General features: G+C 59.0%; 7 protein-coding genes and 1 riboswitch. Of the genes, 5 read left to right on the top strand and 2 right to left on the bottom strand.

What is annotated here, in order from left to right:
• Positions 1–18 precede the first annotated feature (18 nt).
• Positions 19–1,665: a glucose-6-phosphate isomerase gene (gene pgi / locus ACUTQW_RS23005; RefSeq protein ID WP_020439903.1), complete on the bottom strand. Its 1,647-nt coding sequence runs from the start codon at positions 1,663–1,665 to the stop codon at positions 19–21.
• A gap of 228 nt (positions 1,666–1,893) precedes the next feature.
• Between pgi and ACUTQW_RS23000 the strand changes: the two genes are divergently transcribed.
• The 5 genes from ACUTQW_RS23000 to ACUTQW_RS22980 all read left to right on the top strand — a co-directional run bounded on the left by ACUTQW_RS23000 (position 1,894) and on the right by ACUTQW_RS22980 (position 13,450).
• The gene (locus ACUTQW_RS23000) at positions 1,894–3,702 is read left to right on the top strand and encodes a cation:proton antiporter (RefSeq protein WP_020439904.1); all 1,809 of its coding nucleotides are present in this window, start codon (positions 1,894–1,896) and stop codon (positions 3,700–3,702) included.
• A gap of 52 nt (positions 3,703–3,754) precedes the next feature.
• Positions 3,755–3,949, top strand: a riboswitch (Lysine riboswitch).
• Between the two features lie 109 nt (positions 3,950–4,058).
• Positions 4,059–5,426 (top strand): lysine-sensitive aspartokinase 3, encoded by a 1,368-nt coding sequence (gene lysC, locus ACUTQW_RS22995; RefSeq protein WP_006328372.1) that lies wholly within the window; start codon positions 4,059–4,061, stop codon positions 5,424–5,426.
• Between the two features lie 148 nt (positions 5,427–5,574).
• The gene (gene panS, locus ACUTQW_RS22990; protein WP_006328373.1) at positions 5,575–6,492 is read left to right on the top strand and encodes a ketopantoate/pantoate/pantothenate transporter PanS; all 918 of its coding nucleotides are present in this window, start codon (positions 5,575–5,577) and stop codon (positions 6,490–6,492) included.
• Between the two features lie 412 nt (positions 6,493–6,904).
• Positions 6,905–8,581: a ShlB/FhaC/HecB family hemolysin secretion/activation protein gene (locus ACUTQW_RS22985; protein WP_062791576.1), complete on the top strand. Its 1,677-nt coding sequence runs from the start codon at positions 6,905–6,907 to the stop codon at positions 8,579–8,581.
• A 45-nt stretch (positions 8,582–8,626) separates the two neighbouring features.
• The gene (locus ACUTQW_RS22980; protein WP_445654969.1) at positions 8,627–13,450 is read left to right on the top strand and encodes a hemagglutinin repeat-containing protein; all 4,824 of its coding nucleotides are present in this window, start codon (positions 8,627–8,629) and stop codon (positions 13,448–13,450) included.
• A gap of 51 nt (positions 13,451–13,501) precedes the next feature.
• Here the strand turns inward: ACUTQW_RS22980 and ACUTQW_RS22975 are convergent, their stop codons facing one another.
• The gene (locus tag ACUTQW_RS22975) at positions 13,502–15,151 is read right to left on the bottom strand and encodes a Na/Pi cotransporter family protein (protein ID WP_013814766.1); all 1,650 of its coding nucleotides are present in this window, start codon (positions 15,149–15,151) and stop codon (positions 13,502–13,504) included.
• Positions 15,152–15,198 lie beyond the last annotated feature (47 nt).

Raw genomic sequence — 15,198 nt, 5'->3', positions numbered from 1 at the left:
ATCAATCGGATACAGCTATTAACGCCATTCTTTAAAGCGGTTGATCAGCGCATTGGTTGAGCTGTCGTGGCTGCTGACTTTCTCGTCACCCGCCAACTCCGGCAGGATGCGGTTAGCCAGCTGTTTGCCCAGCTCTACGCCCCACTGGTCGAAAGTGAAGATGTTCAGGATCGCGCCCTGGGTGAAGATTTTGTGTTCATACAGCGCAATCAGGCTGCCCAGGCTGAACGGCGTGATCTCACGCAGCAGGATGGAGTTGGTCGGGCGGTTGCCTTCAAACACCTTGAACGGCGCCACGTGTTTGACTTCTTCCGCAGTCTTGCCCTGAGCGGCGAACTCTTCTTCCACCACTTCCAACGACTTGCCGAACGCCAGCGCCTCGGTCTGCGCGAAGAAGTTCGACAGCAATTTAGCGTGGTGGTCGCTCAGCGGGTTGTGGCTGATGGCCGGCGCGATAAAGTCGCAAGGAATCAGCTTGGTGCCCTGGTGAATCAGTTGGTAGAACGCGTGCTGGCCATTGGTGCCCGGCTCGCCCCAGATGATTGGGCCCGTCTGGTAATCCACCGGATTGCCGTTACGGTCTACGTATTTACCGTTCGATTCCATATTGCCTTGCTGGAAGTAAGCGGCAAAACGGTGCATGTACTGGTCGTACGGCAAAATCGCTTCAGTCTCTGCGCCGAAGAAATTGTTGTACCAGATGCCGATCAGCGCCAGCAGTACCGGCAGGTTTTGCTCCGCCGGCGTTTGCGCGAAGTGTTTGTCCATCTCGTGCGCGCCGCTCAGCAGCTGTTCGAAATTCTCATAGCCCAGCGACAGCGCGATAGACAGGCCAATCGCCGACCACAGCGAGTAACGGCCGCCGACCCAGTCCCAGAACTCGAACATATTGGCTGTATCAATACCAAACTCACCTACCGCCTTGCTGTTGGTGGACAGTGCCGCAAAGTGTTTCGCCACGTGCTTTTGATCGCCGGCGGTGTTCAGGAACCAGTCGCGCGCGCTGTGAGCGTTGGTCATGGTTTCCTGAGTGGTGAAGGTTTTGGACGCCACCAGGAACAGCGTGGTTTCCGGGTTCAGCGGTTTGAGCGTTTCGGCGATATGGGTGCCGTCAACGTTGGAGACAAAATGCATATTCAGGTGATTTTTGTAAGGGCGCAGCGCTTCGGTCGCCATATAAGGGCCGAGATCCGAACCGCCGATACCGATATTCACCACGTCGGTAATCGCTTTGCCGGTGTAGCCTTTCCAGTCGCCGCCAATCACGCGGTCGCAGAACTGTTTCATCTTGGCCAGCACCGCGTTCACTTCCGGCATCACGTCTTTGCCGTCAACGATAATCGGGCTGTTGCTGCGGTTGCGCAGGGCAACGTGCAGTACCGCACGGTCTTCGGTACGGTTGATTTTCTCGCCGGCAAACATCGATTTGATCGCGCTTTGCAGATCGGTCTCTTTCGCCAGTGCCTGCAGCTTCTCCAGCGTTTCTGCGGTAATGCGGTTTTTTGAGTAGTCCACCAGCATCTGATCGTTGAAGGTGGCCGAGAAGCGGGAGAAGCGCTCTTTGTCCTGAGCGAACAGATCGCTGATCCGGACGTCTTTCATCTGTTCAAAATGTTGCTGCAGGGCTTGCCAAGCAGCGGTTTGACTAGGATTGATATTTTTCATAGCAACACTCTTAGGCTTGAGAATAAATGTGACGTGGTTGCCCGATTGTAGCCTGTTCGACCGTGATTATGATCTCTTTTCTTGCGATAGGCGCTAACTGTCAAACGTCCCCTGCATCGTTTCAGCCATTCCCCTATACTTTTGGATAACAGCCTGTTATCGGGGTTGCCGAACTGTCACTGAAATGTGCCATTGTTGCTGATAACCAATTCGAGAAGGACCTCCGCCATGGAATTATCTGCCCCACTGATGTTGGTTGTCATCGGGTTAAGTTCACTGCTGGCGCAATGGCTGGCCTGGCTGTTGAGACTGCCGGCCATTTTGCCGCTGCTGCTGTTTGGCATCGTGCTGGGGCCGGCAGTGCATCTGGTCCAGCCGGACGTGCTGTTCGGCGATCTGCTGTTCCCGCTGGTGTCGCTGTCGGTGGCGATCATTTTATTTGAAGGCGCGCTGACGCTGCGGGTAGAGGAGATACGCGGCCTGGGCGGCGTGGTGCGTAACCTGGTGACCATCGGCATGCTGATGACCTTCCTGGTGATCGGCGTCGCCTGCTGGTGGCTACTGGACTTTCCGCCCGAGCTGGCAGCGCTGATCGGCGCGGTTACGGTGGTGACCGGGCCTACGGTGATAGCCCCGCTGATGCGCGTGGTGCGGCCCAATGCCAATATCAACCAGGTGCTGCGCTGGGAAGGGATAGTGATCGACCCGGTTGGCGCTATCTTCACCCTGTTGGTATTTGAATTTATCGTGCTGAAGCAGCATTCGGAGTCCTATACCCACCTGTTCTGGACGCTGGGCATCACCGTCGCCGTCGGCCTGGCGATCGGCGCGCTGTTCGGTTATCTGCTGGGGCTGGCGCTGCGCCGCGTCTGGCTGCCGCGCTACCTGCAAAACCTGGCGGTACTGGCGATCATGTTGACCGCCTTTGGCGTGTCCAACGCCATTGCCGACGAATCCGGCCTGTTGACCGTGACGGTGATGGGCATTTGGCTGGCCAATATGCGCGATGTGGATACCAGCGACATTCTGGCATTCAAGGAAGAGCTGTCGGCTATCCTGATTTCTGCGCTGTTTATCATTCTGGCGGCGCGGCTGGATATTCATGCGCTGTGGAACATGGGCTGGCCGCTGTTGGGCCTGCTGCTGGCGGTACAGTTTATCGCCCGGCCGCTGTGCATTGCGGTGTCGACCTGGCGTTCTTCCCTGCATTGGCGCGATCGCCTGCTGCTGTGCTGGATCGCCCCACGCGGCATCGTCGCCGCCGCAGTCAGTTCGCTGTTTGCCCTGACATTGCAACGCAGCGGTTATCAGGGCGCCGATCGGCTGGTGACCGTGGTGTTCGCCGTCATCATCGGCACCGTGGTGTTGCAGAGCCTGACCAGCGGCATGATGGCGCGCTGGCTGCGAGTACAGCAGCAAAAACCGCGTGGCGTGCTGATCGTCGGCGCCAACAGCGTGGCGCGCATGCTGGCGCAGGCGTTGATAAAAATGAACATCCCGGTGCTTGTCACCGACAGCAGTTGGGAATATTACCGCCAGGCGCGGATGGAGGGCATTCCCGCCTATTATGGGCATGCTTACTCCGAACATGCCGAGAACTACCTCGATCTGAGCGATACCGCGCAGGTGTTGGCGCTCTCGCCCAATCGCCATCAGAATGCGCTGGCGGTGTACCACTTCGGCCATCTCTTTGGTGACGAACAGGTCTTCGCCATCCGCTCCGGCGCACCGCTGAAAGGGCGTGGCAACAGCGCGGAAAGCTCGCGCTTCCGCCGGCACGAAATCCTGTTCAATCAAGAGGCTACCTACGGCCGGTTAAGCAGCCTGATCGCCAAAGGCGCCACCATCAAAGCCACCAAGCTGAACGAAAACTTTGGCTGGCTGGAATATCTGGAAAAACATCAGGGCGTTATTCCGCTGTTGTGCCAACGCGAGGACGGCAAGCTGCAACCGATAGGCACCGGTTTTGTCCCCGCCATACCCTGCACGCTGATAGCGCTAGTGCAAATTGAAAATACCTCAACGTCTGACCGTTGACACAAGCGCAATAACCGGCTATTCCTATCAGCCTACTTGCGCACCCGGTGCGCAAGCCAGAAGAGGCGCGTCGCCCAGGTAGAGTGTCAGAGGAGCCGTTTTCCCATGACGGCACTTGAGGGGGAGCGACGCCGAGGTAGGGTGATGTACGGCATTCATCGTATCGGCTACAGGGGCTGAATCCCCTGGGTTGTCACCAAAGTTTGCCCCGCGGGGGCAATCAGCAAGGTGGGGCGCTTCTGGGTGTATCGTAGTTTCAACCTCTACGTCTGCCCCCTGTTTATCGCTCTCCCCTTGTGCCAAGGCTATGGAAAAAAGTGCTCTCAAAATAGGGCAACCCTGACACGAGGTTTTACATGAACCAAGCAGCACCCCAAAATTCTACCGTTGTGGCTAAATTCGGCGGCACCAGCGTTGCCGACTATGCAGCCATGAACCGCAGCGCCGACGTCGTGCTCGCCAATCCTCAAGTGCGCCTGGTGGTCCTGTCCGCTTCGGCGGGCGTCACCAATCTGCTGGTCGCGCTGGCTGAAGGCTGCGATGGTGACAAACGCAGCGCCCGGCTCGATGAAATCCGCCGCATCCAGTACGCCATTCTCGACAGCCTCGACAAGCCGGCGGTGATCCGCGACGAAATCGACCGCATGCTGGAAAACATCGCCATGCTGTCCGAAGCGGCAGCGCTGGCGACCTCTACGGCGCTGACCGACGAGCTGGTCAGCCACGGCGAACTGATGTCCACCCTGCTTTTCGTTGAGATCCTGCGGAGCCGCAACGTGCAGGCTGAGTGGTTTGACGTGCGCAAAGTGATGCACACCGACGATCATTTCGGCCGCGCCACGCCGGACAGCACCGCATTGCACGAACTCACCCAAACCCTGCTCAAGCCGCGCCTGCAAGAAGCGCTGGTGGTCACTCAAGGCTTTATCGGCAGCGAGCCGAAGGGCCGCACCACCACGCTGGGCCGCGGCGGCAGCGATTACACGGCCGCCCTGTTGGGCGAAGCGCTGAACGTCAGCCGGGTAGATATCTGGACCGACGTACCGGGCATCTACACCACCGACCCTCGCGTTGTCCCTACGGCGAAGCGCATCGACAGAATCACCTTTGAAGAAGCGGCTGAAATGGCCACCTTCGGCGCGAAAGTGCTGCACCCGGCGACCCTGCTGCCGGCAGTACGCAGCGATATTCCGGTGTTTGTCGGTTCCAGCAAAGATCCGTCCGCCGGCGGCACCCTGGTGTGCAATACCACCAAAAACCCGCCGCTGTTCCGTGCATTGGCATTGCGCCGCAAGCAAACCCTGTTAACGCTGCACAGCCTCAATATGCTGCACGCACGCGGTTTCCTGGCCGAAGTGTTCAGCATTCTGGCGCGCCACAACATTTCGGTGGATTTGATCACCACCTCCGAAGTCAGCGTGGCGCTGACCATGGACACCACCGGCTCCACCTCCACCGGCGGCAGCCTGCTGACCACCTCGCTACTGACCGAGTTGTCGTCGCTGTGTCGGGTAGAAGTGGAGGAGAACCTGGCGCTGGTGGCGATAATCGGCAACAAGCTTTCCCAGGCCTGCGGCGTGGGCAAAGAGGTGTTCGGCGTGCTTGACCCGTTCAATATCCGCATGATCTGCTACGGCGCCAGCAGCTACAACCTGTGCTTCCTGGTACCGGGCGATGACGCCGAACAGGTAGTACGTACTCTGCACCACAATCTGTTCGAATAACCGGATCTCATCCCATTGCGGGCGCAGCAGGCTGCGCCCCTACTTCTAAAAAAGGCCGTTCATCATTCGCAGGGGGTCCTGCACGCTGAACCCGCAAAAACACAACGCCATCCCGCAGTTCCCTTTTTGGCTAAGGAAAACCACATTCATGCTGGCATTACTAACCCGATTATTCCCCCTGTGGGCGGTGCTGCTCGCCGCCGCCGCCTACGCTACGCCCACCACCTTCACCGGTATTGGCCCGTACGTCAGCCCGCTGCTGATGCTGATCATGTTCGCCATGGGCGTCACGCTGCGGCTGGATGACTTCAAGCGCGTGCTGTCTCGCCCCGCGCCGGTGGCTGCGGGCATCTTTCTGCATTACCTGATCATGCCGCTGGCGGCCTGGTTGCTGGCGATGCTGTTCCATATGCCACCGGATCTTTCCGCCGGTATGGTGCTGGTCGGCAGCGTCGCCAGCGGTACCGCTTCCAACGTGATGATCTATCTGGCAAAAGGAGACGTTGCGCTGTCGGTGACCATTTCGGCGGTCTCCACGCTGGTGGGCGTATTCGCCACGCCGCTGCTGACCCGCCTGTATGTCGATACCGAAATCAGCGTCGATGTCATGGGCATGCTGCTGAGCATCCTGCAGATCGTCGTGATCCCGATTGGCCTCGGCCTGATCGTGCATCACACCTTTACCAAAACCGTCAAACGTATCGAGCCGTTCCTGCCGGCGCTGTCGATGATCTGCATCCTGGCGATCATCAGCGCGGTGGTCGCAGGCAGCCAGAGCCACATCGCCTCTGTCGGGCTGGTGGTGATCATCGCGGTGATCCTGCATAACGGCATCGGGCTGCTGAGCGGCTACTGGGGCGGCAAGTTGTTCGGCTTCGACGAATCCACCTGCCGCACGCTGGCCATTGAAGTCGGCATGCAGAACTCCGGGCTGGCGGCGACGCTGGGCAAGATTTACTTCTCACCGCTGGCCGCGCTGCCGGGTGCCCTGTTCTCCGTGTGGCATAATCTCTCCGGCTCTCTGCTGGCAGGTTACTGGTCCGGGCGGCCAATCAAGAAAAAATAATCTCATTCCGGGGCGCAGCCATTTGCGCCCCGCTCCACTTCTGCGAAATTTCGTATTTCCTCCCGGTTGGATTGTCATAATTATCCCCATCCCTTATTATCCCCCGACAAAATAAAATTCAGATTCTTCTTAATCCTGCCGATAACCGGGAGTAAGAGCGAAAAAGAAAAAACCCAACAAGTGGATCTTATTACCTCCTTTGGGGTAATTGACGGGCATGCATTGAAAAATAAAAACAAGCAGCCTAATTATTATTGGAAAGAATAAAAACCCACCTTCTTATTTGCCCTGAGCAATAAAAGAACCCCGCAATGTGATTGTCGCTCGCTGTTTCGGGCCGGCCGCCGGCCGTCCGTTATTGACCTCATGGATTGAGCAGGCTGCCCCCGGCGGCTTCTCATAATGGATTACAATGATTAAAAAAACTGCCGCCCTGGCGCTGCTGTTCAGCACCGCACTCCCCGCCGCTACCCTGCCCGAAATGGGCGATTTTTCACCGATGAGCGAATCACGTCGCGCCCTGCAAGACAGCACGCGTGAAGTGAATCAGCAGATAGAACAGCGCCGTTATCAGCAGCTCAAGCAGCAACAATTGTTGGCGGAACCTGCGCCTGCAGCCCCGACGCTGCCGCATTCTGCGCAGTGCCTGCCGATCGCAGGCGTGTATTTACAGGGGATCACCCTGCTGTCTGCGAAGGATTTGGCGGCGCTGAGCGCACTGCCGCAACGCTGTATCAGCAGCAATGACATTAACCGACTGACGCGTGAATTAACCCGCTTATACGTTGATAAAGGCTACATCACCGCGCGCGTGCAATTTATTCGCCCTAATGCCGATGGCGAATTAGGGCTGCGGGTCACCGAAGGGTTTATCGAAAAAATAGAGGGCGGCGACCGCTGGGTGAATAGCCAATTATTATTCCCCGGGCTCGAAGGCAAGCCCTTGAAATTAACTCAGCTCGATCAGGGATTGGATCAGGCCAATCGTTTGCAATCAAACAAAACCCGGCTGGATATATTGCCCGGCACCCAAACGGGCGGTTCTATTATTCGCCTGAATAACCAGCACGCCAAGCCCTGGCAACTGACCGCCACGGCGGACAATTATGGCCAAAAAACGACCGGTCAGTGGCTGGCGCGCACGACCGCCACGCTGGACAGCCCATTCGGCCTGTCGGATTTCGTCAGCCTGAACGCCACCAGCACGCTGACAAACCCGGCGCAGCGCTATAACCGCGCCTACACCCTGCTCTATTCCCTGCCCTATGGCGCTTTCACCTTCAGCGGATTCGCCAGCTATTCGGAATACGTGAACCATCAACAGCTGACGTTCAACCGCTATAAGCTGCACGGCCAGACTCAGCAATACGGCCTGCGCGGCGACTATGTGTTTTACCGCGATCGCGATCAGATCAACACCTTCAACGGCCAGCTCACCCATAAACGCATCGATAACTATTTCGACACCGTGCGCATCGGCCTCAATAGCCCAACGCTCAGCCTGTTTGAGCTGGGGATCAACCACCTGCAGATCCTGCCCACCGGCCTGATCAGCGCCAACCTTAGCGTGGAGCAGGGATTACCCTGGTTTGGCGCGGATCGCCACGCCGCTGCCGGGCTACCCGACGCTCAATTCACCAAGGGCAAACTGTTTGCCAACCTCAGCCAACGTGTGCAGCTTGCCGGTTCAACTTATCAGCTCAGCAACCTGCTGTATGGGCAATACAGCCGCGACAGCCTGCCTGGCGTGGAATGGCTCAGCCTGACCGACCGCAGTGCGATCCGCGGGTTCAGCCGCAGCACGCTGTCCGGCGACAACGGTTGGTATCTGCAAAATACCCTCTCGCGCAGCGTCAACCTGGGCCAGAGCACCCTCACCCCGCGCGTCGGCGCCGACGTCGGCCGGGTCCTGCCGCGCGACAACCGGCCATCAGGCTGGCAAAGCAGCGCCGGTCTGAGTACCGGTGCCACTCTGCGTTACCGGCGGGCAATTCTCGACATAGAAGCCAGCCGTGGCTGGATCCTCTCCGGGCACCCGATGCCCGATGATCCGATCCAGCTACTGGCACGCTTCTCATACACCTTTTAGTCAGCGCTTTTTTGCACTACCACAGCGATATAGGGAGATACATGGATGAAAAATAATAACTTCAGGCTTTCCGCAGCGGGCAAGCTGGCCGCGTCACTGGCGATTATTCTCGCCTCGTACGGCGCCGGCTACGCGGGGGAGATCGTGGCGGCCAACGGGGCTAATGGCCCCGGCGTTTCAACCGCCGCCACCGGCGCGCAGGTAATCGACATCGTGACGCCCAACGATCACGGACTGTCGCATAACCAGTATCAGGACTTTAACGTCAATCAACCCGGCGCCGTGCTGAATAACTCACGCGACGCCGGGCTGTCGCAGCTGGCCGGCCAACTGGGCGCCAACCCAAATTTGAATGGCCAGGCAGCCAGCGTGATCCTCAATGAAGTGATCAGCCGCAACCCGTCACTGTTGCACGGCCAACAGGAAATCTTCGGTATGGCGGCCGACTACGTGCTGGCGAATCCGAATGGTATCAGCTGCGACGGCTGCGGCTTTATCAATACCAGCCGTTCATCGCTGGTGGTGGGTAACCCGTTGGTGGAAAACGGCATGCTGCAAGGCTACAGTACGCTGGGCAACCACAATGTCTTGAGCCTTGAAGGTAAGCTGAACGCCGGTGGCGTGCTGGATCTGATCGCGCCGAAAATCGACAGCCGTGGCGAGGTGATCATCGCACCGGCATTCGATAAAAAAACCGGAAAAATGGTGTCGGATATTAATGCCATCAGCGGCAATAACCGCCTATCGCGCGATGCGCGAGTGCTCAGCAGCGAGCAGCCGCTGAGCGCGCTGGATAGCTACTACCTCGGCAGCATGCAGGCCGGGCGCATCAACATCATCAACACCGCGGCGGGCAGCGGCGTGAAGCTGGCAGGCAACCTGCGGGGCAGCGACGAAATCAGCGTGAAAGCCTATGACATTCGCGCCGAGAGCCAGATCAGCAACGCAAGCACCCAGCATGACAGCAATGAGAACTACCAAAACTATCGCGGCGGCATCTACATCAACGACCGCAGCACCAACCAGAAACTGACCCGTACCGAGCTGGCGGGCAAAAATATCAGCCTGCTGGCCGATAACAGCAACCACCTGAGCGCCACCGATATTCGCGGCGATGAGATAAAGCTGCAAGGCGCCAGCCTGACGTTAGACGGCCAACAACTGAAGCAAACCCAGGGTCAGACCAACGACCGATGGTTCTATTCCTCGCAGTACGACGTTACGCGGGAAAATGAGCAGCTCCAGCAGGTTGGCAGCACCATTACCGCGACCAAAAACGCCACGCTGACCGCCACGGTGCAAGATGTGAAGTTGCTCGGCGCCACGGTTACAGCAGGCGACGCGCTAAAAATCGAAGCCAGGCGCGATGTGCAGATCGCCGGGTTGGTCGAGCGGGACAAAACCAGCGAACGCGGTTACCAGCGCAACCACACTTCCAGCCTGCGCACCGGCAATTGGAGCAACAGCAACGCAACCGAGAGCCTGAAGGCCAGCGATTTGCGCGCCGGCGGTGAACTGGATCTGACGGCCGGCAATAACCTGGTCACTCAGGGAGCCAAGGTCCACACGAAGGGCAACCTCACGATAAACGCCAAAGAACGGATCAACATCGACGTACAAAAGACCGTCAATACGAAAACGGTTAGCGACAATACAACCTCATGGGGCGGGATCGGCGGCGGCAATAATCAAGACAACAGCAACCGCCGCGAGATCAGCAACGCCTCCGAACTGACCGCCGATGGCGTGTTGAGGCTCAACGGCAAACAGGGCGTGACCATTACCGGCAGCAAAGCGAGAGGCAAACAGGGCGGCTTCGTCGAAGCCACCGCCGGTGGCCTGCGTATTGATAACGCCCTCAGCACCACCGTGGACAAGATTGATGCCCGCACGGGCACCGTTTTCAACATCACCAGCAGCTCGCAGAAATCCAACAACAGCCACCAGCAGACTACCGGCAGTGAGCTGGTTTCCGATACCAATCTGCAGTTGGTCAGCCATAAAGATACCGACGTGGTAGGCAGCCAGGTGAGCAGCGTCGGCAAACTGGACGTCCGCTCCGGCGGCAATATCAACGTCAAGGCCGCCGAACAGCAGCAAAACATCGACGAACAGAAAACAGCGCTCGCCATCAACGGCTATGCCGACGAAAAAGGCGATAAGCAATACCGTGCAGGTCTGCGCATCGAACATACCCGCGACAGCGAGAAAACCACCCGCACCGAGCATCAGGCCGCCATGCTGAGCGGCGGCAGCGTGGCGCTGAACGCAGATAAAGACGTGACCTTCAGCGGTTCCAAACTGGTCGCCACTCAGGGCGATGCCAGCATCAGCGGCGATAATGTCGCTTTTCTGGCGGCCGATAACAAAACCGCCTCTGACACCGAACAAACCAACATCGGCGGCGGCGTCTATTACACGGGCGGCATCGACAAACTCGGTTCCGGCATCGAGGGGGGCTATGAGAACAGCAAAACCCATGCAGAAAGCAGCAAGGCCGTCACCTCCGGTACCCATGTCGCAGGCAACCTGACCATTACCGCTAAAAATCGGCTCACCCAGCAGGGCGCGCAGCATCAGGTAGGTGGGAAATATCAGGAAAACGTCGCCAACGTCTCCCATCTTGAGGCCACTAACAGCGAGAGCAGCACTACCCGCAAAACAGACGTCGGCGTGGATATCGGCGCTAACGTCGATTACAGCGCGGTCACCCGCCCGGTCGAACGCGCGGTGGGCAAAGTTGCCCAGTTGGACGCCAACGGCGTAATTAACGAAATCGGCGGTATCGGCGCGCCGAATGTCGGGCTGGATATCGGTGCCAAGGGCGGCAGCAGTGAAACACGCACCGGCGATTCAAAGGCGGTAGTCAGTAAAATTACCGCCGGAGAGATAGAGGTGACCGCCACCGGCGAGGTCCACGATCGCGGTACCCAATATCAGGCGACTCAAGGTGCAGTCACGCTGACGGCGGACAGCCATCGCAGTGAGGCGGCGGAAAACCGCCAACAGGAAAACCACAGCGAAACTCACGGCAGCGCCGGCTTACGCGTCTATACCACCACCGGCAGCGATTTGACTGTGGACGCCAAAGGCGAAGGCGGCAGCAAACGCAGTGAAAGTTCGGCCAGCCAGGCGGCCACCGGCAGCATCGGCGCCGCCAAGGGTATCGACATCCGGGTTAAAAAGGACGCCGTTTATCAGGGCACCGCGCTGGACGCCGGTGACGGCAAAGTGCGGGTGAAAGCCGAAGAGGGCAACATCCGTTTTGATCAGGCCACCGATACCCACCATGAGAGCCACAGTGGCTTCACGGTCAAGGCCTCGGCCAAAGGCGGCTCCACGCCAGAAACCAAAAACGTTGGCGTCGGGTTAGGCGGTGGTCGCAGTCAGGGTGAAAGCGACGGCAGTTACGCACACGTCAGCAACATCGGCGGCAAACAGGGCGTGGAGCTGGATGCAGGCCGCGATCTGTCGCTGCAAGGCAGCGTACTGACCAGCGACGGTGACGTTACGCTCAAGGCGGGCAATCAGGTTGCACTGACGGCAGCGGACGCCCACCAGAGGCGTAAAGATGACAGCCTGTCGGGCAATGTCGATCTCGGTGGCAACAGCACCGACTCCGCCAAAAAGAGCGGCGGCGGCATCTCCCTTGGCGGCGCATTTGATATCGCCAAGGTGGATGAATCCTCCACCACCCATCAGGGCGGCAAGATCACCAGCGGCGGTGCCGTGAAGATTACCGCCGGCGGCACGGGGAGTAACGCGTTGCATTTACAGGGGGCTGAAGTCACCGGTAATAGCGCCACGCTCGAAGCGAAAAACGGCGGTATCGTGCTGGAGTCGGTGCAAAACCAGGAGCAGAAAAACAATCTGAACCTGGGGCTGAAGGCCAACGCCAAAGGCGGTCAATCCTTCAACAAGGATGCCAACGGCCAGGTTGACGCCACCAGCGGCAGCGACACTCACACCCTGGGTGCCGGCGTGAAGGTCGGCGTGGATAAACTGGAGAAAACCACTCAGGGCAATACCCTGATTAACGCCGGGAAAGTGACGCTCAACAGCGGTAAAGATACCCGACTGGCCGGCGCCAGAGTGGACGCCGATCAGGTGCAGGGCAAGATCGATGGCGATCTGCACGTCGAAAGCCGCAAAGACAGCGAAAGCAGCGTGAAGGTTAATGTGGATGTCGGCCTGAGCCACACCAACGATCCGGCCAGCAGCATCACCTCCAAATTGTCGAAAGTGGGCACCCCGCGCTATGCGGGTAACGTGAAAGAGAAGCTGGAAGGCGGCATCAATAAAGTGGCCACAGCGACCACCGATAAGTACAACAGCGTAGCGCGTCGCCTCGATCCTAAGCAGGACACCACCGGTGCGGTCAGTTTCAGCAAGGCCGATGGCAAGGTGACGCTGCCGGAAACACCGGCTGGCGCAAAAGAGAAAGGCCCCTTGTGGGATCGCGGCGCTCGCTTCCTGGGCAACAAGTCCAAAGAAGCCCTGACCGGCCCTGCCGGGCTGCAAGGGCAGTTCAAGGTGAACGCCGATGTGGTCGATAACGATGCGGTTGGCGTGCAGTCCGCCATCAGCGGGAAAAATGGCGTTGCGCTGAACGTGCAAGGCGAAACCCACCTGACCGGCGGTGAAATCCGCAGCCGGCAGGGCCAGGTAGCGCTGGGTAACGGCAAGGTGGAACAGCAGGACGTGGCGGGCAACCGCTATCAGGGCGGCGGGCACCTTGATGCGGCGGCGTCTGCCGGCGCGCTGCTCGGTATCGCCGGTAAAAGCGTCGTCAAACTGGAAACGCCGGTTGGCGGCTACATCAATAATCAGGCCGCCGATGCCAAGGCGGGGATCTTTTCGGGTAAATAACCCGCGGTAAATAAACCTGGCACTGCCCCCGGCTTAACCGGGGGCAGTTTTTTACAGGGTGCTCGGCGTATCGTCCCACTCACGCTCATCATCGCGTTCATCCTGATCCAGCACGTTATACGCCACGGCGCAAAACAGCGAGTTCAGGCGTTTCATATCCCCCAACAACCCCAGATGCAGCGAACTGGTTTCGATGCTTTGCACGTTTTGCTGATGCAGACGATCGACGTGCGCATGCGCGTAACGGCGATCCAGAATGCGAAAACGGTGTTTGGAGCGTCGCAGCCGTTTGGCGCTGGTAAGATCGCCGGACAGGAACACCGACAGGCTTAGGCGCAGGTTGCCGACCAGCCGCTCATGCAGCGTATCCAGCTCCGCCAACCCTTCCGCCGAGAACGCCCGCCGCGCCGCGTGCGATTTCGCCGCCACATCGCCGGTCATGCGCTCAATGATGTCCCCGGCCTGCTCCAGGTTCAGCGCCATTTCGATGATTTCCGCCCAACGGCGCGAATCCTCTTCGCCCAAATCCTCTTTCTGGATCTGAGCCAGATACAGCTTGATGGCGGTATACAGCACGTCGACATCGTCGTCCAACCGGCGTACCTCTTTATCCTGCCCATTCTTGCCGTGCAGCACTTCGCGGAGCAGGATCATCATGTGTTCCACCACGTCGCCCATACGCAGGGTTTCACGCGCCGCATTGGCCAGCGCCAGCGTCGGCGTATCCAGCGCGCTGGCGTCCAGATGCCGCGGCCGCAAGCGGGGATCGTCGGCCGCCACATCGGCGATCAGGGTTTCGCATAAACGCGCCATCGGCCCGGCCAGCGGGATCAGTATCAGGCAGCGGATCAGGTTGTAGAAGACATGAAAGTAGATCACCAGTTCTTCGTTTTCGCCCGGCAATCGAGTCATTACCTCTGCCAGATAAGAGACAAACGGCAGCACCAGCACGCAGCCTATCAGCTTGAACAGCAGGCTGCCGAGCGCCACCCGACGGCCGGCGGCGTTCTGGCCGCTGGTATTGATGACCGCCAACAGGCCACTGCCGAGATTGGCGCCAATCACCAGACACAGCGCCACTTTCAGCGAGATCACGCCGGATGCGGTCAGGGTGGCGGTCAGCAACACTGCCGCCAGGCTGGAATAGCTGACGATGGCGAACAGCGCGCCGGTAAGGGCATCCAGCATCACGTCGCCGGTCAGCGACGAGAACAACACTTTCACACCCGCCGCCTGGGTTATGGGCGTCGCGGCGGCCACGATCAGCTCCAGCGCCAGTACGATCAGCCCGAGGCCGATGCACACGCGCCCCATTTGGCCAACCCGGGTTTGCTTGCGGCTGAGGAACAGGAAAACGCCTACCAAAATCAACAGCGGCGACAACCAGGAAAGATCGAAGGTCAGCACCCGTGCCATCAAGGCGGTGCCGACGTCGGCGCCCAGCATGATCACCAGCGCAGGCGCCAGCCCCACCAGCCCTTGCGCGACGAAAGAGGTGACCAGCAGCGCGGTGGCGTTGCTGCTTTGCACCAGCGCGGTTACGCCGATACCGGAGACGAACGCCAGCGGTTTTTTCTCGACGCTGTCACTCAATACCCGGCGCAGGTTAGCGCCGTAAACCCGCATAATCCCGGTGCGCACGATGTGGGTACCCCACACTAGCAACGCCACGGAGGAAAGCAGGTGAAGAAGGGTCAACACGGAAAATACGCTCCATTAACGCCCGGCAGGAAAAATCAAATCCATAC

Source organism: Serratia sp. TSA_7, from assembly GCF_052692135.1.
Note: the sequence above shows the minus strand (reverse complement) of the source record. Positions and strands in the feature narration are given on the sequence as shown.

Coding starts and splice junctions, on each gene's coding strand:
- ACUTQW_RS22980 (WP_445654969.1), top strand. CDS start 8,627: ATGAAAAATAATAACTTCAGGCTTTCCGCAGCGGGCAAGCTGGCCGCG.
- pgi (WP_020439903.1), bottom strand. CDS start 1,665: ATGAAAAATATCAATCCTAGTCAAACCGCTGCTTGGCAAGCCCTGCAG.
- lysC (WP_006328372.1), top strand. CDS start 4,059: ATGAACCAAGCAGCACCCCAAAATTCTACCGTTGTGGCTAAATTCGGC.
- ACUTQW_RS23000 (WP_020439904.1), top strand. CDS start 1,894: ATGGAATTATCTGCCCCACTGATGTTGGTTGTCATCGGGTTAAGTTCA.
- panS (WP_006328373.1), top strand. CDS start 5,575: ATGCTGGCATTACTAACCCGATTATTCCCCCTGTGGGCGGTGCTGCTC.
- ACUTQW_RS22985 (WP_062791576.1), top strand. CDS start 6,905: ATGATTAAAAAAACTGCCGCCCTGGCGCTGCTGTTCAGCACCGCACTC.